Raw genomic sequence first — 22,077 nt, forward strand, 5'->3', positions numbered from 1 at the left:
TTATGAAGTTATTAAAGTCTAACTTATTAATTACAATTGGTCTTTTGCTATTTGCGTTTCTCTCCGCTTGCTCAAGTGGAAATAGCGAAAGCGCAGCAAACGAAGATAGTACAGACAAGAATGGTGACCCGAAGCAAGAATTAAGTTTGCTTAGCAAGGATACAATTCCTACGATGGATCCTCATATGGGAACAGACGTAATTTCATTTCAATTCATTGGTGAAAGCAGAGAAGGCTTATACCGACTTGGTGACAACCTTGATTTAAAGCCCGGCATAGCAAAAGACCATCAAGTCAGTGAAGACGGATTAACATGGACCTTTAATCTTCGTGAGGATGCAAAATGGTCAAATGGAGACTCTGTCACAGCACATGATTTTGTCTATGCATGGCAACGTGCTGTCAACCCGGAGACAGGTTCGGAGTATGGCCCCTACATGATGGGTGGCGTAATTAAAAATGCTACAGCAATAAATAAAGGTGAAAAAGATATGGAGGATTTAGGGGTAAAAGCTGATGGAGATTTTACATTAGTTGTTACACTTGAAAAGCCTACCCCGTATTTTGAATCATTAACAACTCGAAGTACCTTTATGCCATTAAATCAAAAATTTGTTGAAGAACAGGGCGACAAATTCGCAACAAGTGCCGACACATTATTATCCAATGGCCCGTTTCTGTTAAAAGATTGGGAAAGCACATCAAGCTCCTGGAACTTAGTAAAAAACCCGAATTATTGGGATAAAGAAGCAGTTAAGCTTGAGAAACTAAGCTTTGATGTAGTAAAAGATCCACAGACAAGTGTTGATTTATATGAAAGCGGCAAAGTGGACCGTACAGATTTAAATTCGGATCTGGTTGATCAATTTAGCGCACAGGATGACTTTGTCGTTACTCCTGAGACAGCTCTTTATTACTTAAAATTAAATCAAACTAAATCAGAGGCACTTGCCAATAATAATATTCGAAAAGCATTGAGTATGGCAATAGACAAATCATCTCTAGTTAACGAATTGCTGAATGATGGATCAATTGTTTCCAATGGATATGCTCCACTGAATTTCGCCAAACACCCTGAAACTGGAGAAGGATTCCGTGAAATCAATGGAGGTTTAATCACGTATGATGTAGAAGCAGCAAAAGAGTTATGGAATAAAGGTCTTATAGAGATTGGCAAGGAGAAGGTAGAGCTTGAGATTTTAAGCAGTGACACCGAAATCTCGAAAACATTAGGTGAATATCTTGCTAACCAATTGAGCAATAATTTGCCAGGGTTATCTGTCAAATTAAAACAGGTACCTTTTGAACAACGTCTGGATTTAGATACGAATATGGATTATCAAATAGAAATCGCAGGCTGGGGACCTTCGTACCTCGACCTATACACATGGATGGATCTATGGTTAACGGACGGTGGGAATAACAAAACAGGTTATTCAAATAAAGAATATGACAAGCTTGTTAAAAGCACAGTAGATGAACTCGCCCTTGATCCGGTAAAACGCTTTGAAGCATTCTTGGAAGCAGAAAAAATATTGGCTGAAGATGTGCCAGTTGTACCACTATACCAAAGTGGCCGTTCCCAATTAATTGCTCCTAAAATAGAGGGTGTGATTAGCAGACCATTCGGCCCTAAGTATGAATACAAATGGGCAGAGGTTGTTGCGGGGGAATAGTGAAGTGGTGGAGGAACTAGACTTTTGTCTGGTTCCTTTTTGGTGGATTTTGTGAGAAGAATGAGTAGGGAAAATGTAGGTTGGCTATGAGGACTGGCATAAGTTGTTCTCGAGAAATAAAAAAACAGGGGGAAGCTAGCTACAGAAAAATGCTCGGCAAAGTTATAAACTATAACTATAGTAATCCCACTTTTCCCAAAGCTTAGCAAAATCACTCAACAAAATATTACATAGGTCGAGGAGTGACTGGCACCTAAAACTATTGGAAGTTTTAGTGAGAGGTGTTTAATAGTTAAAGTATTTTATCTCGTATTAGATTTAGATCTAGGCTATAATAAACTATAAGAACATACATTCCCTATATTAGGAGGCCTATATGTGTAAAGTTAATACTTACTTATCCCGACTAACTGGTAAGTTATTAGGAGACGGATGTATTACAAAACAACAAGGCAGAAAGCCAAGATTCCAATTTATACACCGAAAAGAGGATCTGCAATGGAGCAATTATTGCTACGAGTCTTTAAGAAACTTTATTCCTCTCAATCCACCTAAATATAAAAAGACTATTGATCCACGGCTCAAAATGGGCATGTCAGAATCCTATATTGTACAGTCAAAAACAAGCACAGCAATCACTAGCCTGGAAAGGTCATGGTATGTAAATAGAAAAAAACGGCTACCATTTGATTTTATTACTTGTTACCTGGATGCGGAAGCTTTGGCATGGTGGTATCAGGATGATGGTCACCTAAAAAAATGCCAGAATATGCCTCGGAAGATTATCCTCTCAACAGACAGCTTTTCTAAGGAAGAAAATGCATTCTTGCAACACATTCTTCAGGTGAAATTCAATTTATCTTTTAAGATTGACAGACAAAATCGGTTAATTTTATATGACCAAGTACAAATGAACTATTTTTTAAGGTTAGTTGGACCATATATGCAACCATGTATGAAAAGAAAAACACTTGATGGTAATTCACCATCAGAAGAACCAATCTTCCCTAGAAGAACTACAGTTTATTTGCCTGAACATATACTTCTCGTGAAACCTACACAGGAAATTAATCACTCGCTTCGTTATACAAATAAAATCATTTCACAACTGGAGAGCCGGGATTCCTATTTGCAATTTTATCAAGCAAATATAAAACATCTGAAACAGCTAAAGGAACTCAGGGGATATCAAATAGTTATTAGTGGTGAGAATGGAAGGAATCTGCAGTTGATTAAACAACTTATTGGTTGGAATCAGAGTCAGGTTGCATATTGGTGTTTTGAAAATGGATGATGCTAGTGCAGTTTTTTTAAAGACGAACGGCTAAGCAGGTAGATTCGACGGGGCCTCTCTGCGGCAGCTAATGTAAGAAAGACACAGCCCTAAAATATCCTTTTTTCTTTATGGAAACGTATTCTCCATCACCCAGCACTATATGGACAAGAACATCAATGCCGATAATCTTACCGGCCTCCACTAATCTTTTAGTAACCTCCACGTCCTCCCTACTCTGGACACTACTGCCGCTGGGAAGGTTATGACCTACTAAAATTGAAGCAGCATTACTCAAAATGGCAGGCTTGAAGCACTCTCTTGGATGTACTATGCTTGCATTTAGGCTTCCGATGTGACAGATATTGATGGCTGTTGGCTGATTCTTTGTATCCAAACAAACAACAACAAAGTATTCCCTATCTACATCTCCTAAGAACTGCTTCAACAATTGATAGCCATCTTCTGGGCTTCGTACACAACTATTCTTGTAAAGCATGCTCGATTCCTTCACTAGCTTTAGACTAACGATGCACGTTTTGCAGATTGATTTGTCATGATTACGATTCCTCCACCAAAATAGAAAAAGGACTTCCCCCCGAAGAGAGAAGCCCTAATTTGATGAACATCATGTACATGTATGTTCAATATTATGATATATGCTTGATATTAGCGTTGTTTCGCCTGAAGGCATTTCCTAAAACGTTTCAGTACCTGACACAAAAATTATTGCCCATAGACATATCATCAGAATATAAGACCCTTTGCCTGGCAGTAAACCGTTTGGTGTTTTGGAGTAGTTACATTAATTTGAGTAAACTCAAGATTAAATTGCTTTCCACCTATTTGGATTTGATATGTTCTATCATCACTTACAGGCATTTTAAGCTCTATAATTATCTCGTTTCCTTGCAGAGAAAGAACCCTTGCATCTCCAAGGTTTTCTCCCTGTAAAAATAATTTAGCAACTCCGACCATGTAATCACTCCTTTATCAAAGGTTAAAAGAGACCCTAGCAAAACTAGAGTCCCTTCCAAATAATCTAAAATTAACGAAGAAGTTGTAGAACTCCTTGTGGTTGTTGGTTCGCTTGAGCCAACATTGCTTGTGCTGCTTGAGAAAGAATAGAATTCTTCGTTTGGTTCATCATTTCTTTCGCCATCGTGCGAACATTTACTTTCATAAATGACTAGACTATATCTTCACCCTCTAGCAATCTAGTAGGGGTCGGGCACTTCGGATTCACAATGCTGATGTACATTGTTTCACCTATGGATTTCATCATCTTAAGCTTTGCCCTTAGATGGTCTATCCTAGTCGTTGAACCTTCTCCACTCTTTCAAGACAGGAGCTTGGCTGCTGATTGCCCATATCTTTTCTTTTTTTAACCCTCACGCTTGTTGTTTCCAACTACGTTGTGGTAAGAAAAGCTCTAAGGGGTTTCCAGCAATTCACCCGATAATAATCTCTAGCCGTTACCAGCTAGGACGACTGTGCTTGTCACTGCCTAAGCAGCTAAAGCATAATCTACGTCACGGATACGAGATTCCGCAGCAGTTAGGTTTTCAGAAGAAGTATTCAAGTTATTAATTGTGTGGTCTAAACGGTTTTGAGTTGCTCCAAGTTTGGAACGCTCAGCAGATACTTTTTGAATTGCTTCATCAATAACTTTTGTTGCAACATTGGCTTGTCCTTGGTTTCCAACTTTAAGTTCTTTTACCCCTAAAGCAGATGCACTCATATCCCTAATTGCAAGGTTAATATTTTGACCAGTGTTTGCACCAATTTGGAATGTAGCAGAGCCGTCAGAATGTTCATTTGTTGCCTGTGTTGTTTCATTGAAACTAGAAAGAGCGTTTGATGCTCCTGTTCTTATATTACCATCAGAATCTTTTACTGTAACAGTTAAACCGTGTATTGCCCCAGCACTACCATCATCTGTCGCAGTTACTACCAGTTTACCATCACTTACTGTTGTAGCAAAATCACCTGTTTCTGCAATATCTGCAATTGTACTGTCCCCTGTGAGAGGCCCTGTAACAGTTTTTGTTTCTCCGTTTTTAACGTAAGTTACTTCAATTGTATCAGTCGCTTGGATTCCTAAGCTATTACCGTCTTTATCCGTTAATGTGCTTAGCTTTTCTGAATCAGCTGCTATTGCTGCGCTTGCACCGTTTAATGCAGTGTTTTCACTTACATTCGCTACCGCAGAAGTTGATTTATCCATTGAACCGTCTAATAAGTTCTTAGTATTAAATTGTGTTGTATCCGCGATTCGATCAATCTCTTTTCCTAATTGGTCCATTTCATCTTGAATATTCTTACGGTCTTCATCAGTATTTGTATCATTTGATGATTGTACAGAAAGTTCACGCATACGTTGAAGGATTGAATGTGTTTCATTTAAACCGCCTTCTGCAGTTTGAATCATAGAAGTTGCGTCCTGGGCATTCTTAGAAGCCATATCCAATCCACGAATTTGCCCGCGCATTTTTTCAGAGATTGCAAGACCTGCTGCATCATCAGCAGCATTGTTAATACGAAGACCAGAAGATAATTTCTCCATTGATTTTGATTGAGCTGTTGAAGCACTATTCAACTGACGATATGTGTTCAATGCTGCGATATTGTGATTAATTCTCATTTTTCCTTACCTCCATGTTTTGTTTTTTAACAGGTCACATCCATTTGACCTGTTATATATAATAGCTCCATTAATTGGAGTTACTACCGTTGTGAAGCCCCCACGAACAATTTGAAATTCTCGTGGAGCATTGATACGTAACTGGGTAAGTTTCCGAGCTTGTGTTCTCTCTTCACCACACCCATCTCACTTCCTTAAGCATCTATGATATATACCTTTTCACCAGGCTTTCTATCAAGTGTAAGTACCATAGATATAATGCTCCTTGTTGCTTACATTACTTATATCGGACATCCTATAAATAATGTTTAGTAATTTAGCAAAAAAATTCTAGAAATAATTTAAATCTTTTCACCGCACCTATTATGTAGTTTTTTCACTCAAAAACACACAATCCAAAACCAAACTACATGTCACACCCAAACAATCATTCATTCCGTGTGTTTCCCTTATTCCTCACACATTTTGTGGTATTTTTTAGGCGTGCAGGAAGAGGTGTTTGTTATGAAGGGACTTGGGCAGCGGTTGGAGAATCTCCGTGAGCGTTCTGATTATAAGCAAAAGGAAATTAGTGCGTTATTAGGCTTCACTACCAATGTATACGGAATGTATGAAAGGGAAGAGAGAGCCCCTTCCTTAGATACGCTCGTGGAGCTTGCTGACTTCTTTCACGTATCGGTCGATTATCTCCTTCGCGGGAAGGAATATCATTCATCAGAAGAGCTTCCGACTGACATATTGGATCTCAAGCGCCTACTAAAAATCTACAGAAAAAATGGCATAAAAAATCCAAGTATATTACGTGTAGAAGATTTTACTTCCCTATCCGCAAGTGATTTGGCCTTTTTGGATAATATCATTAAATTGTACCTCGAAAAGGATAACGACCAGAAAAAATAGCCAGGGACGTTGACCATACATACGTCCTTCGTATTTACCTCACATCTCCGCCCCCAATCAAGTACCGCATTCCTCCCCCCTCAACACCTACCTATCATGCAACTACCCACAAAGGAGCACCCCCATGAACAAACCATTCACATTTGAACAGATCTACCAGCAAAACAAGCGTCGGATCCATTACCAGATTCACCGATTGAACATTGATGATCCACATCAGGAATTTTTTCAGGAGGGACTTACCGCCATGTGGCACGCTTATGAAAAGTACGACCCGGATAAAGGTCCGATGGCAACCTACTTCAATTACACGATTCGTAACCGTCTTTTGGATGAACTCCGTAAGCAAAAACGCGAGCAAGACAAGCAGCATACACTTCCCATCCATCCGCAGCAGGAACCCCAAACTCCCCACCACACAGCAGCACTCACCGATCTTTTACTCGACAATCATCAATTATGTAACAAATTAAAAAGCTACTTAACCGAAAAGCAGTGGAAATGGCTGAAGTATGCCATTCTGCAGGACATGCCCTACAAGGACATAGCTATACAGGAAAGCACCACAACGGAGGCTGTGAAAAGTTGGGGGAGACAAGCGCGGAAAAAGCTGTTTACTCCTGCTATTTATCAATTATTAAAAGAGATATAATTCACCTTTTCTGGAAGACTCGCCCCTTCCCGGTTAACCAATCAATTAATCAGAAGAGGAGTTTTTATGATGAACTATATGAAAGAAATCAATGCCTTCCATACCCAAAATATGTTTGATCCGTTATCAGGCTCAGCTGTTGCCCTATGGTCTGTGCTTATGCATGTAAATAATTTATGTGGTTGGAAAAAGGAATTCACCGTTGCAGCCACACAGCTGCAGGCAATGGCAGGGTTGAAGTCAACGACATTCAAAGCGGCCAGAAAAGAACTGCAGGAAAAAGGCCGAATTATCGTAACAAGCCGTGGAGCAAATCGTGCTGCCATGTATCAAATGATTTCCCAGCAGATTGACTATGTACAGGAGGACATAAGAGAACCAGAGGAAGCCATACATAAAACCAAATTCACTCCGGCATCTACAAGAACGTACAGTGGAGCAGATCAACCATCCAACACAGAAGCAAGAAGTCACACTCCACAAGAAAACATCCTACCAAATAGTACGCCCACCAGCCTACCCGACTTCACTAACAGCCACAATGCCGACCGTTGTAGTAACCACATTACTGACCACCCGAACGTCCACACAATTGACCACACTCCCGCCCCATTCTTTAAACAAGACAGTGGGAAACAAAAACAAGACAATACAACTACTACAACAGACGCGATCCGTTTCTATCAGGAAAACTTCGGCATCCCTAGTCCGTTTATTATGGGAGATATCCTTAGTTGGACGAAAGATCTAAGTGAACCACTTGTGTTGCATGCAATGAAACTAGCATTGGAGCAGGATAAAGCAACCTGGCGTTATGTAAAAGGAATATTACAAGCATGGGTGAAGAAAAACATTATCACAGTGGATGCAGCGATAGCCGAGGAGCAAGCATATCGAAACAAGCAACACGCTTTTGTGAATACCAGAATGCAGCCCACCGCTGAGGTTCTTCCTGACTGGTTTATAAAACAAAAGCAACAGGAAGCAAAGCAAAAAGCAGAAACGAGCGCTGCAACTCCAAAAAAAGATTCCGCTAAAGAACAGCGGGAACTGGAAGCATTGCTGGCGAAGTATGCTGGGAATGGAATGTAGAGTTGGCAGGGCTGACCCAGCAGTTAATTGCAGGCAGAAACAATTAATACACCAATTATATACCTAAGCAGTAGAGCTGCGTCCTAGAACTCTATCATCGCTTAATTTCGGGAGAATACGTAAAGGACTCATCTCTACGCAAGGAAAACTTGTAATTTAAGAATTCGGTAATACCACATGTCGTACAACTGGAGTTGCCAACAAAATAGAGGTCTTAGTACTGCCATAGGGAATTAGGGTTTCAATGAGGCGGGTTAATTCATCCATTCCCTTTAATGCTGCTTTTATATAGTAATGAACATGACCGGTCGCCCGATGACATTCAATTACATTTGGTTCGTCCTTAATTATTTTTTCAAATTCAAACTGTGAAACTCTAAGTTCACTTAATTCAATCATAATCAACAAATTCTTCCCTACAGTAGCAGGAGGAACTATAGCAGAAAAACCTTCAATTATACCTTTTTCTTGAAGTCGCTTTAATCGTTCCGACACACTAGGTCGACTGAGGGCCAATTTTTTCGATAACTCACTTATTGAAATCCGACCATCCAACTGTAATAATCGCAGCATTTTTATATCTAATTGATCCATCCCATCACTTCCTTCTATATTTGTTTTCTTCAAAATGAAGAAAGTATCCTAAAATAAATTCGTTTAGTAGGGAAAATACAGAAAATACATTCATTTTAATATGTACTAACTTGTTTAATTATACTAATATTATATACACATAAGAGTTATTTGAAAAGTTTAATATTACAAATTATTTAGAAGAGGGTGATCTTACTAGATTAAAATGAGTGTACGGGGTTTATAAAAGGATAAAATAACTCCAACAACTAAATATTCTCAGAATAGAAAAGAGGTTAATATGAGTAATACGTTTAAAATTATTGTCTTAGCAGGAGCATATGTGTCATTCATCCTTGGTGCAGGTACTGCAACAGGTCAGGAAATTATGCAGTTTTTCGTCTCCTTTGGTTACCTTGGTATAGGAGCTATAATAATTGCAGCTGTTTTGCATATGTGGTTTGGTGCATATGCAATGGACGTAGGAGTCCGATTAAAGGCCGAAGACTCAAAGGATGTTTTTGTTTATTTTTGTGGAAAATATCTTGGCCTATTCTTTTATTGGTTTTCACAATTATTTATATTAGTTGTTTTTATCGTAATGATTTCCGGAGCAGGGGCTACCATTTCTGAACATTTTGATTTAGGAGATGTTATCGGACGAGCATTTATGGCTATCCTGGTTTTGATTACAGCCTTACTAAGGTTAAATACTATTATTAAAATTTTAGGAATTGCAGGTCCAATAATCGTTGTTTTCTCAGTTATTGTTGGTGCTGGAAGTTTTGATCCAGCTGGATTTTCAAAATCTGGAGAGATCATTAACGGGATTAACTTATCAACAGCAACTAGTAACTGGTGGCAAGCTGGTTTCGTTTATTCATCATTTGTTTTACTTGTAGCCTTGCCTTTTCTTGCAAATTTAGGTAAGGGTGAGATTAAGAGAAAAGATGTAATTATTGGTGGATCTGTAGGAGGGTTAATTATGCTGGTTGGGGTCTTTGCAATCTATATTGGTATCCTTTCTAACATCGAACAGCTTCATACGAAAGATATTCCAACATTATTTTTGGCAGACCAGATTAGCCCAGCTTTAGGTCTATTCTTTTCAATAATTTTGCTCGTAGCTATTTATACTACAGCAGTTGGAATGCTATGGACAGTATCAACACAATTTTCAAAAGGAAATTCTCACAAATATAGAATTATAACAATTGTTTTAACAATTATCGGATTTTTCGGGGGGTTATTTCCCTTCGCCAAAATTATTGACTTTGTTTACCCCATTGTTGGATATATTGGCTTAATATTAATAGCTGGAATGCTTTATCGCCAATTTATTAATAAAGGGAAAATCGGAATTAAGACACTTGAGACATTAGGATTAAATAAAAATATTAATTAAGTGAGGGAAAAATATTGAGTAAATATGGAAAAAAGACAGATTACACTAGAGTAAAACTTGACATGCCATTTACAGGTATAACATCCTTTAAAAAATATCCAATTTGTACTAATTTAGATGAATTAGATGCTGACTTTGCAATTATTGGTGTTCCAAATGATATGACAACTGCATGGCGGTCTGGAGCTCGTATGGGGCCTAGGTCAATTCGCGAGCAATCTTCATTATATGCATTTGGTGCAAGCTATGATCATGAAAAAGATATCTTATATGATAATGAAGGCTGGAAAATTGTGGATTGTGGAGATGTTTCCATTATTAATGGTGATGTAGAACAAAGTCATGAAAATACCGAAGAAGCAATTAGAAAAATCATTGCTAATGGTACAATACCAATAGTGTTGGGTGGGGATCATTCCATAACTAACCCAGTTGCCTTTGCCTTAGAAAGCGAAGAAAAAGTGAACGTTATACAAATCGATGCCCATTTAGACTGGCTGAAGGATGCCTCGGGCCAACGTTTTACCTTAAGCAATCCTATGAGAAGAATGTCCGAAATGGAACATATTAATAAAATGGCGCAATTAGGGATAAGAGGAGTTGGAAGCAGTCAAAAGGAGGACTTTGACGATGCCCGCGCTTATGGAAGTGCTATTTTTTCACCTAAACAAATTAGAAAAATGGGAATTGAAGAAACATTAAAAGATATGCCTAATGGCGAAAAATACTATGTTACGATTGACATTGATGGCTTAGACGCTTCTGTAGCACCTGGAGCCGGTTCACCCTCACCAGGTGGCTTTTATTATGACGAGGTAAGTGAAATCTTAGAAGCTGTTGCAAAAAAAGGCGAAGTAATTGGGTTTGACTTAGTTGAAGTAAATCCATTATATGATCCTACTGGTGTAACTTCTCAAATTGCAGCGAGGCTAATTATAGATTTTATAAACTTTATCATTAGAGAAAAACAGCTTAATTCTCCCACAAAATAATACTAGGAACTCCAGCAGTTAAACTTTGTGCTGGAGTTTATTTTATTTACAACTTAAGAAGTCTGTAATTATTCAAAACCCTTTACTGCACCAACACGCATATTTAACCCCTCTTTTAGATAGAGCATAAACCCAAAGTAGGGTCTGATCCATCACTTGCTATACACAGAAGGAAATAAAGGAATCAGAGGAAGTCATCCATAAAGCAAAATCCATTCCGGTATCTACAAAAACTTTCTACGGAGCCGATCGACTATCCAACACAGAAACACGAACGTACACGCCGGTAGAAAACATTCCACCTAAGAGCTCAGCCGACTCCACTAACAGCCACAATGAGGACCAATGCAGTAACCACATTACTGACCACCCGAACGTCCACACAATTGACCACACTCCCGCTCCATTCTTTAAACAAGACAGTGGGAAACAAAAACAAGACAATACAATTACTACTACAACAGATGCGATTCGTTTCTTTCAGGAAAACTTCGGTATCCCCAGTCCGTTTATTATGGAAGATATCCTTAATTGGACAAAAGATCTCAGCGAGCCGCTTGTGTTGCATGCTATGAAACTGGCATTAGAACAGGATAAAACAACCTGGCGTTATGTAAAAGGAATATTGCAAGCATGGACAAAGAAAAACATTACCACAGTGGATGCAGCGATAATCGAGGAACAAGTATATCGAAACAAGCAACACACATATTTGACTTCCAGAATGCAACCCACCACGGAAGTCATCCCTGATTGGTTTGTAGAACAAAAGCAACTGGAAGCAAAGCGAAAAGCAGAAACGAGAGCTGCAACTCCAAAAAAAGCTCCCGCTGAAGAACAGCGGGAACTGGAAGCATTGCTGGCGAAGTATGCTGGGAGTGTAACGTAGGGGTGTTTGTTGGAAAAATTAAAGTGAAACAGAGAAAGTTAATCGTATTTTAAAGTTTCCAGGGATGAGGCCAACTTCTGCATCTGACAGCTATCTATTCACATGGAAGTATTCCACCCAAAAAGTAGCGAGAATTAGCTCCATAACTATGAAAAGGCTATAATCCAGTACGGGGACTCACCGCAGCAATTAAGTTTGCACATACAAATTACGGCCCTCCCCATCTGTTGTTCCATCAATAATAAATGGCGTTTCCAATGCCTTGGATATTTTCAGCAAAGTTTCTACTTTGGGACTGGTTATACCTGCTTCTATTCTGCCTATAGTAGATTTTGGAACACCAGCTAAATTTGCAAGTTCCTGCTGAGACATTTTTAGTTTTTGGCGATTTGTTTTGATTTGTGCAGCTATTACCCCTTCCAATTGAAGGCCTTGTACATGGTCTTCTCCACGAATCTTAGAATGTTTTTTAAAAAATTCACTCAAACTTCATCCCCATTCGAATTTAATATAGATTTGGATCATCGAGGCAATAGTCTTCATAATTCAATTCAGCAGGTATTAGGTCCTTGCGCTTAATAAGTCCGTTATATCTTTTGTCAAAGTGGTGAAGAAGAATAACCTTATGGAAATTATGGATTGCATAAAAGAGAGGAATAGTGAAAGCCAAGTCAAAAAATTAATGCGTGGCAAAGCCATATACTTTAACTTTATTAACCCTTCCCCCCCAAACTACAACAATTCTTTGACGATACCCGGCAAGTGACGGGCATTCAAACAACGATTTAGCGCTTAACATACAACGGTCCCTCACGCAACCTCTTCCTTGCTTGCCTTCCCCAGCTCTTGACCGCATCATCACTTACACCTTCTTGTTCAGCAATCTCCTTAATGGACATCCCTTCACCAATATAAAAACGCAACCACTTCTTTTGATTATCTGAAAATGACTCTGTCCGTCCCTGGATGTAATTATAAACCGGTGAATCCTCCGCAACCATCATTGAGTTAGCGTCTTCCATACTGCCGTAATAATTTGTCTCATCCAGTTTGTTCATCAACTGTTGGCTACTAACTCGCTCGTTATTTTCTTGTCTTTTCTGCTTTCGTAATTGATCAATCAAGCGATTTCGAATCATGAAGTTGAAGTATGTTGCAAGTGGCCCTTTGTCATGATGATAGCTCTCATACGCACGCCACATTGCAACCAAGCCTTCGTTAAAATATTCCTTGTAAGGATCGTGCAAGTTTAGTTTATGATAGTGAATACGACGCTCATTTTGTTTCACGATTTCTTCAAAAGTCAAACGCTCTCTCATCTACATTGGCCCCCAGCTACGTTCTATAATAGAATAGTATTAATTAAATTATAGATCTTACGTTCGATAAAAGAAAGCTATTCATAAAAAATTCATTCGACAAAATATTACATGATTCGAGGAGTGACAGGCGCCCAAAACTAATAATTAATCTGGCCAAAAACATTTCAGTTTCCACTCCTATAAATATTTAACTTTCAATTAATTTCTTAGCTGCTCTTTTAACTTTTCTTAAAACTCTTCTAGCAATAGAAGGTGCGTTCATTTTATTATAATTCTTTATCAACGGATCCATATAATTAATAAACTCATCAAAATCTCTATTCTTTTCAGCTAACTTATACGCCTTGAAACTCTCCTGTGAAAGAAAGGTTCTTTTCTCATAAATTCTTTTTCTTTTTGAACTATGCTTATTACTAGGTTCTACTCTTTTATTTGGTCTCCACTCTTTATTTTGGTCTTTTAAATATAGACGATAGGAAAGTCCATCTCTTCTATGACGAAACCCACCTGCTTGTGACTGATAAACCTTTTCCGAACTAAGCTCCTCAATATGAATGGCATCACCCATATTATCTTCAAATATTTGTTGTATAATAGCATTTCTCACAACAATTACATTAGTACCCATACTATCCTTTGAGTATTCCGGAAGCCATGCATCCCCAACAGTTACATCTGCAGTCTCCGCTAAGACATCATCACAAAATTCACATGCGTTATATTTAAACATCCCTTGTCCCCAATTAGTTGTATACAGTTCTTTTGTTGGGGAAATTAATACAACTTCTTTTCCATCCTTCTCACCTTTGACTTCCACACCATAATTATTTGCAGCTCTATCATCTAACTTTTTCCTGAAATCAATACCATTTAATTTATCTGGTTCTATCCCCAACTGCCAACCCATAGATTTAGCAAACATGTCACTTTTTAAATGTCCACATACAAGACCAATAAAGAATTTAATTCGTTCATTTATTATTTTATCTTGTTCAGCTAATAATCGTACCCCTTTGATATAACAGGGTATTCCTATCAACGCATACCTACCTTCATTTTCTTTCACAAATTGAAGCACCTTAGACATTTCTACTGGATAGTATTTTGATTTAGCACCTTTTAATAGCTCATCTACAGTATCAGAAATCTGAAAGTCAAACAATAGATTATTATCATCTGGACTTGATTTTACATGAATTATACCATCAACAAGATCATTTTTTAAAAGTTGAGTAGCAATCCAGTTTCCCATACCTCCAGAACTTCCCTTTGATCTAAATTCCTCCTCTTTTACATAACCTGCATAATTTTTAATGTAATATCCCGCATATTCATCAAATTCAACATTATTTTCTTCCTCAAAAATTTTCTTCCCTATTTCTGTTTCTTTATTATTATTTTTTGCGAAAGGACATATAGATAGAACACTAATTTCCAAATCTTTATTATGATTATTATCACTTAAATATGGCTGATACTTCCCATCTTCATTTAACATCATGGTTAGTGGGGAATCTGTTAAACTTGCACACAACCCACAACCAATGCAATAATCATTTTTAACAACTGTATCCATTAATTCTTTAATTTTACCATTCATATTTTCACATCCTCAAGAAAGCAACTTTGAATTAGCCATATCTTCTTACTACCTTATTCCTAATCTTTATAACGGTCGTTGAGAATAACTCTTTTTCATAATTATTAAGACCAAGAAGCCACATTAATATTATGAAAATAACCGAGTATATTATTATTTTAGAAGACAATAACAGTATACTGCCAGAAGTAACAATATAATTAAATCCTAAACCGATTAATAATGAAATTATTACAGGGAAAGACATTATTAAAATATTCTTCCAAAAAAGGATCATATTAATTCCAATTCGACGATGATAATAAATATTCATAATAAAAATATTCCCTAATGTTAAGGAAATAGCTGTACCAACTGCAGCACCAATTCCACCAAATTTTTGTACTAAAGGTATAGTTATAAAAATATTTAGTACAGCAATAAAAATTAGAACAACCGATCTAAACTTTTGTAAGTTTTTTGCATATAGTATTGAAATACCAAAGTTTTGAAATAAAGGAATAGTCAAAGGAATCATTATTATTAAACTTATATAGTAAGCATTATCGTAATTTGTGCCAGCCCATACATTGATAAATGGCCGTCCAAATAGTATAAACCCAGTTAATATATAGGCCATTATTATATATTGGATCCTACCATACTTTATCATGCTTTCAGTTATTTCTTCATTACTAGAATTATTTGCAACCATTATTGATGCCCTTGGCAAAAATAAACCACTTATGGAAGTTGAAAATTGCTTATAAAGCTTTATAAATTGCATAGCTATAGCATAGACTGCAACAGGTACTGTTCCAGCTATTGCACCTAAAATGAACTGGTCTGTATTCCAATTTATCTGATCTACAATAACACCTAAAAACACAAAAAATGAATAACCTAATATTTCCTTTAATAATCGGAAGTCCATCTTACCAATATAAAACTTTATCTTTAAATGCTTAAGGCAGTAAAACACATTAAATAATAAACATGAGATATTTACCAATGTAGTAATTAGTACCATTGATACTGATCCGTACCCTAAAAATAGGATTGGTAAGATTATAATTGGTGCCATTAAAGATCTCACAATTGCAACTAACTTAACAACTACAAATCTTTCATAAGCCTGCATTATTGAGCCAAAAACTGCTAATGGAAACGACAGAGCAAAATTAATAATTAAAATAACTATCATTATTTTAGCTTTATATAATTCACTTGTAGATAAACTAGCAGCAAATATATTATCTATTGTATTATAAATTATAATACCTATTACTATAGTTAAAAAACCTATAAACGAATACAGGAGTAAAAACATACCATTGAGATTTGACTCTGCTTTTTTATCTCCAATTGCTCTATTTCTTGAAGTATATCTTACAATAGTGTTCCCTAACCCCAAATCTAAAATACTAAAATATGCAGCTACAGAACCAATCAATGAGTATAAACCGTATTCTGATTGACCAAGTAGCCGAATAATTACTGGTGTATATAGTAGAGCAATTAGAATTGTAATAAAAATGGAAAGGTATGATAAAATTGCACCTTGTTTTATTTGATTCAATCTAAACAACTTCTTTCTCGTATTCCTGAGTATACCTATTTAGTAATATTCACCTTAATTTATTCTGGAATTAGAGTCCTTTCTAAATAATTAAAGTTTTTTTAGCTCTCCTTCATTAATTTGGAGCTGTATGTGAATAATTTACAACTAATATTGGTCTATTCATCTGATTTTCCAGCTAATCTGAAGCAGCAGGGGACAACCTGATTCTAATATTTCTTAAAGAAAAACACTTGCAACTTCTTTTATATAAACCATTACAATCTAAATAGATTGTTTCTTTAAACCAACTGCTGCAGACATACTTATGGAGCAAGCAAAGAAATACATTAACAAAAAGTTATAATCCGTCAATAAATTACCTGTCATTCCATACAAAATGAAAAATGTTTGTAGATATAAAGAGATTTGCAGAGCATTTTTCCATGTGTAATCTTTATTAAAAGTTATACTTTTATTGATTAATTTCCTTAACATTCGAAATGAAATATAGTAGGTAAAAGTTAGAGGGATAATAAATAAAACAAAGCCAATAATTCCTAGCTCAGTCAATAGCTGTAAATATATGTTATGCGGATGAGATCCACTACTTATTAAACCAGCAGATTGATTCATAAATTCTTTCCAGCCTATACCAAATATCGGGTTTTCAATAAACAGTCCCCATGCATAATCATATAAAATACTTCTTCCTGAAGATATGTCCTCACCAACTAACACACCATTTATAGTATCTACAATTTTACTTGTAAACTTCCCTAAAGGAGAATCTCCTTCAGGCTGAGAAAAATATATTGCAATAGAAGAAAAAAATAGGACTACAAAAGTAATTACTATTGTTTTAATAAACCTATATATAACTTCTTGATTTTTAGCTGAGTACAGGAATGTTATTAAAATAGCCATAATTGTAAAAAGAAAATGAGCACGCTTTGCAGTTAAAATCAAACCTATTATCAACAATAATAACAAAATAATGTTGAATACCTTTTTGCTATTGAAAGGGAATAAAAATATCAAAATCCCTATACCATTAACTATATAGCCTGCCAAATACGCTGGTTGATCCGTAAACCCAGTATACACACCCTGATTCTGAAAATCTAAAATATATCCCTGTTGATGAGATGAATATAAAGGTAAGATAAAATTAGAGTAGATATCAGTATTCAAAAACTGAAAAATTGCACTCATAGCAAAAATAACTGCTATAACCTTAATGAATTTAAATGCAGTCTGAAATTCCTTTAAACTCACCTTCGTCAATATTATAAATAATATACACAGCAGATAGACGCAGAGATCATAGAATATCTCAAAACCTCGAATGCCTTTAGACAGTATATTTATGAGAAATATTGTAAAAAAGAGAATCCACATAGTATCTGTAAGTGTGAATATAATATCCTTATAGCTTATAAGATAACTTAATATTAATAGAATTATTGCAACAAGTAAGACAACTGTGTAAATTTCTACTGAAGAATATAAAAAGGTGTGCAGTGTGCTATAATAAAAGGTGAATAGAAATACTCCAATGCCTTGTAATTTATTATAATTTTGGATTGTTTCCAAACCATCTAATTTTTCCCCTTGTTCAGAGTATTTATTCATAATGAATCCCTCATAACATTAAAATTTTCTTATTGTACTTTTTTCGCAATTTGGAAAACAGAAATTTTAAAGTTCATATACTTGTTTGTCATGTTTAATGACATTTTTATCAAGTCGCCAAATCATTTTATTATATTTTTACTAACTTTTGAATCTTACTATTAGTTGCATTCTAGCAGAATTATTTTATATATTAGAATATTAAATCTCCGTATAAGCCTTTTATAAACCCTATCCAGAAGACATAACAAATTAAAAATTCACTCTACTATTTTATATAGATATCTATTTATCTAGTCCCAAAGAACTCTCTATAAATAATAATGACTTCTTACGCTCTAAATCTAAAATTGGTTTAACATGTTTATAATCTACATTATATATATCATCAGTATTATCAATATTTTCCCATTTTCTATTTACTAAATCAAAAGTAGACAACAATGTGTTAATTCTTGACATCATAGACTTTTTACTACCTTCTCTATCAAATATCACAAATGGTTTTTCAAGTAATATTGAAAAAACTGAACCATGAAATGAATCTGTTAGGAATAATTCAGCTGAGTATATATAATCAATAAATTCACTAGGGTCGGCAATATATGCTCCTTTATCCTTTATATTTGCTAATTGAACTATTTTTAAATTTTTTTCTGCGGCAATATTCTCAATCTTGATCTCATTTTCTTGAGAAACTTCACCTAAAAAGTAAGTTAGTAAATATTTCTGATTGGGCTTGTCTAACGATTCTTTTGAGATTGATAACCATTGTTCCTTTGATAGCAAAAGGGTAGGATCTAATACAACTTCAGCTTTTCTCCCTGTTAGTTCTTTAATTATATCTGCACCAGCTTCTTCCCTTACCGATATATGAGCTAGTTCGGATAACCATTTTTTGTAATTTGGTATGCACTCAATTGGTAAATCAGAAATCCCAAAACTAGCCGCATAAGAAATCCGCTTATAATCAGGAACGAAGTTTAAAAAATAAATAGAGGATTGTGAATTATATAAGGGATTCCAAACCTGGTCACTACCTGTAACGAAATAGTCAAAGTCTAGCATTCTCTTCTCCGGAACTTTTCCTTCACATATAAAATAATCAGATTCATTTATATATTTCCTAGAAAACTCCATAAACCGCTCTGTCCTAATATTTTTATATTTTTTATCTTCTCTTATCCTTTGAAAAAACAACATTTTTATTATCCTTTTAACGGATCGCAATATATTCTCTTTACCCAACTTTTTTAAGCTTTCCTCTTCAACACGTACTGTTTCAACCTCATAATTCATAGACTTTAATATTTCTTGAAGAGCAAAATTTTGTAATCTATTACCATAATTAAAATACCCATTTAATGTTATAATACCTATCTTTTTCATATAAAATCCCTCAGATCATTATAGTTATCATTTATAGAGATAAACTCAATTTACGATATATATTTTTTAAAATAAGATAAAACTTAGGATTAAATTTAAAAGCTAACATGTAGATATATAAGCCTTTAAATTTAATCTGACCTAATGCCTCATTCTTAATTTCCGGAAAATATTTCTTAAAAATTTCCCTTAGTTCCTGTTTATAAATTTTATTATTGGTAGTATTCATGTTCAAATTGAAATAAAACGTCAATACATATCCACATATATAGAGGGCTATGAAAGGGCATAGGTCTGGATAGCGATGATAGTGAAATTCGTACAAATCCTGAGCAGCTTTTATTGTATCAATCCTTTTATTATATTCAAAATCCTTTCTTACAGCACTTTGATCATTCATAACATAGTAATAGAAACATTCTTTTAAAGTGACTTTTCTTTGGCACTTGAAAAAAATTTTTGTATTAACCCAGTAATCTTCGCTGAACTTGTAACCAGGATATCTTAAATGGTCAAATAGAGATTTTTTATAAAGTTTATTCACATTATAGTTTGTTGTATTTGTCTTAGACAAATACATGTAACTGCATTGATACTCCCCATCTATAATTGAATCTCTTAATTCATGTATTTTTATATTTTTATATTTGCTGTCACACGTGAAATAACCGCATTCTACAACATCCGAGTTATTTTGAATCATTGATTCAATCATTTTTTGATACATTTTGTTTGATATAAAATCATCACTATCAACAAATCCAATATAATCACCTGTAGCAATATCTAAGCCTGTGTTTCTAGCTGTAGAAACACCACCGTTTTCTTTATCAATTAATATTATTCTACTATCTATCTTCTTAAATTTTCGGCAGATTTCTAGCGATTTATCCGTAGAACCATCATTAACTAATATTATTTCTAAATTGGAATACGTTTGATTTATCACACTCTTAATGCATTTATCTAGAAATTCCTCAGAATTATATATTGGAATAATTATTGAAACCTTTGGAGATCCCATTACTTCCTCCTTACTCATAAATAAATAATTTACTATTGAGAGAAAGTTATTAGCAAATTATTAAAACCTGTACTTAATATCATTAGTATTAATTACTTATTACTAACTACATTTTTTATTTTGGACTCCCATTTGTCTACTATAACTTCTTTATTAAAATCCATTACTCTTTCTAAACTTTTTTGTTGATAATATTCTCTTTTTAAAGGCTCTTCTATTAGTTCATTTAACCTAAGAGAAAATTCCATTATATTATTTTTCTCTATTAAAATACCACTTTCTCCGTTTTCAAGAATTTCCTTCGGCCCAGAATTATCAAAGCTTACTACTGGTAATCCAAACGCCATAGCCTCAGTAAGTACTAATCCAAAACCTTCCCACCTAGACGTAGAAATAAATATTGATCCTGATAAGTAAAAGTCAAATAATTTTTCACCTGTTAAAGGTCCTTTTAAAATAATTTTATCTTCTAACTCATTTTTCTTAATCAATTCTAAAAGTTTACTCTTATCTGGTCCATCCCCAGCAATCAATATTGTCCAGTCGTTTTTCAAACTCTTACCTAAAGGTATCAAATAGTCCAATCCTTTTTGATTTAAATTAAGACGTCCTACAAAAATAATTTGATTATTTGTGAGCTTACTTATCTCATTATTATTTTCTATAGTTAGTGTATTATAGATAAAACTACATTTTTTATTTAACTTACTAAAACGTAACTGATCCGCTTTAGTTAGACAAACTAGTAAATCAGCTTGCTTTACTCCCCCTATATAATCTGTAATATGATTTTTATTGTAATGATTTACGTATATATCAAACTCATTATGTTGCCATGCTATAATTTTCAGATCGGGAATTTCGTTTTTAATTTGAGGAATTAGAGATGTTAAAATTCCTGAATTTACAATTAAAACATCATAATTTTTTTCTTTAAGATGATCTATTAAATCGTTAGTTTGCTCTTTAAACATAGTAAAAACATTATCAGATTTATTACCAATACGGTTTATTAGTTTTAATAGCCTTCCTATTACTTTCCTGCTAACACTACGACGTTTTACTGCTTTTGGTTTCTCTATATATTCATTAGTTTTATAATAGAAGATATTTTCCCCTGAAAAATCAATTAATGAAAGTTTATGTCCTCTTTCCTGCAGTGCATTTGCTAATTCAATTGTTACCCTTTCTACCCCACCCATTTTAAAACCTAAATTTACAATACATATATTCAATTAACTTGCCCCTTTACCTTACTCTGTTTCATACTACAATGAATAATAGTTTTACACAGCTTTTATGTCAGTAAATAATCTGTTGCGCTGTATTTAAATATTTATAGTGCTACTTATTTAATTTCGTTTAAGTATAATTTCTTAATCGGAGTTATAAATTTAATTTTTCATATTGTACTAGTTTTAAAAAATACACTAGAAAAACTTAATGGGTTAAACAAAATTAAAAAGCATTCTGT

Annotated in this window: 20 protein-coding genes and 1 pseudogene; 8 read left to right on the plus strand and 13 right to left on the minus strand. The window is 34.9% G+C overall.

Going from position 1 to position 22,077, the window contains the following annotated elements:
* Positions 1-2: 2 nt before the first annotated feature.
* Positions 3-1,676 carry a peptide ABC transporter substrate-binding protein gene (locus BME96_RS16150; protein WP_071649605.1) on the plus strand — a complete coding sequence of 558 codons (1,674 nt, stop codon included), beginning with the start codon at positions 3-5 and terminating at the stop codon, positions 1,674-1,676.
* Positions 1,677-2,052: 376 nt separating this feature from the next.
* Positions 2,053-2,970 (plus strand): hypothetical protein, encoded by a 918-nt coding sequence (locus tag BME96_RS16155; RefSeq protein ID WP_071649606.1) that lies wholly within the window; start codon positions 2,053-2,055, stop codon positions 2,968-2,970.
* A 67-nt stretch (positions 2,971-3,037) separates the two neighbouring features.
* Here the strand turns inward: BME96_RS16155 and BME96_RS16160 are convergent, their stop codons facing one another.
* From BME96_RS16160 to BME96_RS16175, 4 genes and pseudogenes are all read right to left on the minus strand, one after another.
* Positions 3,038-3,448, minus strand: coding sequence for a JAB domain-containing protein (locus BME96_RS16160; RefSeq protein WP_156036053.1), 411 nt, complete (start codon positions 3,446-3,448; stop codon positions 3,038-3,040).
* A gap of 248 nt (positions 3,449-3,696) precedes the next feature.
* Entirely contained in the window at positions 3,697-3,927 is a 231-nt protein-coding gene (locus tag BME96_RS16165; RefSeq protein ID WP_071649607.1) for a hypothetical protein, read from the minus strand.
* Between the two features lie 70 nt (positions 3,928-3,997).
* Positions 3,998-4,111, minus strand: a pseudogene (locus tag BME96_RS16170) (flagellin); the annotation flags it as partial.
* A 345-nt stretch (positions 4,112-4,456) separates the two neighbouring features.
* Complete coding sequence (locus BME96_RS16175; RefSeq protein ID WP_071649608.1) at positions 4,457-5,593, minus strand: flagellin N-terminal helical domain-containing protein; 1,137 nt, start codon at positions 5,591-5,593, stop codon at positions 4,457-4,459.
* 504 nt (positions 5,594-6,097) lie between these two features.
* Between BME96_RS16175 and BME96_RS16180 the strand changes: the two genes are divergently transcribed.
* The 3 genes from BME96_RS16180 (at position 6,098) to BME96_RS16190 (ending at position 8,237) form a co-directional block, all read left to right on the plus strand.
* Positions 6,098-6,493 (plus strand): helix-turn-helix domain-containing protein, encoded by a 396-nt coding sequence (locus BME96_RS16180; RefSeq protein ID WP_071649609.1) that lies wholly within the window; start codon positions 6,098-6,100, stop codon positions 6,491-6,493.
* Positions 6,494-6,617: 124 nt separating this feature from the next.
* A complete protein-coding gene (locus BME96_RS16185; RefSeq protein ID WP_071649610.1) occupies positions 6,618-7,145 on the plus strand; it encodes a sigma-70 family RNA polymerase sigma factor in 528 nt (175 codons plus the stop codon).
* 66 nt (positions 7,146-7,211) lie between these two features.
* On the plus strand, positions 7,212-8,237 hold the full coding sequence (locus BME96_RS16190; protein ID WP_083547494.1) for a DnaD domain-containing protein: 1,026 nt from the start codon (positions 7,212-7,214) through the stop codon (positions 8,235-8,237).
* A gap of 156 nt (positions 8,238-8,393) precedes the next feature.
* On the opposite strand, the gene BME96_RS16195 is transcribed toward BME96_RS16190, so the two are convergent.
* Positions 8,394-8,831 carry an Lrp/AsnC family transcriptional regulator gene (locus BME96_RS16195; RefSeq protein WP_071649612.1) on the minus strand — a complete coding sequence of 146 codons (438 nt, stop codon included), beginning with the start codon at positions 8,829-8,831 and terminating at the stop codon, positions 8,394-8,396.
* Between the two features lie 280 nt (positions 8,832-9,111).
* Between BME96_RS16195 and BME96_RS16200 the strand changes: the two genes are divergently transcribed.
* The 3 genes from BME96_RS16200 to BME96_RS16210 all read left to right on the plus strand — a co-directional run bounded on the left by BME96_RS16200 (position 9,112) and on the right by BME96_RS16210 (position 12,096).
* A complete protein-coding gene (locus tag BME96_RS16200) occupies positions 9,112-10,215 on the plus strand; it encodes a YkvI family membrane protein (protein WP_071649613.1) in 1,104 nt (367 codons plus the stop codon).
* 14 nt (positions 10,216-10,229) lie between these two features.
* Entirely contained in the window at positions 10,230-11,207 is a 978-nt protein-coding gene (gene speB, locus BME96_RS16205; RefSeq protein WP_083547495.1) for an agmatinase, read from the plus strand.
* 514 nt (positions 11,208-11,721) lie between these two features.
* Complete coding sequence (locus BME96_RS16210) at positions 11,722-12,096, plus strand: DnaD domain-containing protein (protein WP_071649614.1); 375 nt, start codon at positions 11,722-11,724, stop codon at positions 12,094-12,096.
* A 189-nt stretch (positions 12,097-12,285) separates the two neighbouring features.
* Here the strand turns inward: BME96_RS16210 and BME96_RS16215 are convergent, their stop codons facing one another.
* From BME96_RS16215 to BME96_RS16250, 8 genes are all read right to left on the minus strand, one after another.
* The gene (locus tag BME96_RS16215) at positions 12,286-12,582 is read right to left on the minus strand and encodes a helix-turn-helix domain-containing protein (RefSeq protein WP_071649615.1); all 297 of its coding nucleotides are present in this window, start codon (positions 12,580-12,582) and stop codon (positions 12,286-12,288) included.
* A 299-nt stretch (positions 12,583-12,881) separates the two neighbouring features.
* The gene (locus BME96_RS16220; protein ID WP_071649616.1) at positions 12,882-13,415 is read right to left on the minus strand and encodes an RNA polymerase sigma factor; all 534 of its coding nucleotides are present in this window, start codon (positions 13,413-13,415) and stop codon (positions 12,882-12,884) included.
* Between the two features lie 190 nt (positions 13,416-13,605).
* Positions 13,606-15,018 (minus strand): Coenzyme F420 hydrogenase/dehydrogenase, beta subunit C-terminal domain, encoded by a 1,413-nt coding sequence (locus BME96_RS16225; protein ID WP_071649617.1) that lies wholly within the window; start codon positions 15,016-15,018, stop codon positions 13,606-13,608.
* A 31-nt stretch (positions 15,019-15,049) separates the two neighbouring features.
* Entirely contained in the window at positions 15,050-16,576 is a 1,527-nt protein-coding gene (locus tag BME96_RS16230; protein WP_071649618.1) for an oligosaccharide flippase family protein, read from the minus strand.
* 264 nt (positions 16,577-16,840) lie between these two features.
* Entirely contained in the window at positions 16,841-18,190 is a 1,350-nt protein-coding gene (locus tag BME96_RS16235; protein ID WP_071649619.1) for an O-antigen ligase family protein, read from the minus strand.
* Positions 18,191-18,475: 285 nt separating this feature from the next.
* Positions 18,476-19,579 carry a polysaccharide pyruvyl transferase family protein gene (locus BME96_RS16240; RefSeq protein WP_071649620.1) on the minus strand — a complete coding sequence of 368 codons (1,104 nt, stop codon included), beginning with the start codon at positions 19,577-19,579 and terminating at the stop codon, positions 18,476-18,478.
* Between the two features lie 31 nt (positions 19,580-19,610).
* Positions 19,611-20,603, minus strand: coding sequence for a glycosyltransferase family 2 protein (locus tag BME96_RS16245; RefSeq protein WP_071649621.1), 993 nt, complete (start codon positions 20,601-20,603; stop codon positions 19,611-19,613).
* Positions 20,604-20,695: 92 nt separating this feature from the next.
* On the minus strand, positions 20,696-21,838 hold the full coding sequence (locus tag BME96_RS16250) for a glycosyltransferase (RefSeq protein WP_071649622.1): 1,143 nt from the start codon (positions 21,836-21,838) through the stop codon (positions 20,696-20,698).
* Positions 21,839-22,077: the final 239 nt, after the last annotated feature.

Origin of the sequence: Virgibacillus halodenitrificans (assembly GCF_001878675.1) — a bacterium.
Taxonomy (GTDB): domain Bacteria; phylum Bacillota; class Bacilli; order Bacillales; family Amphibacillaceae; genus Virgibacillus_Q; species Virgibacillus_Q halodenitrificans.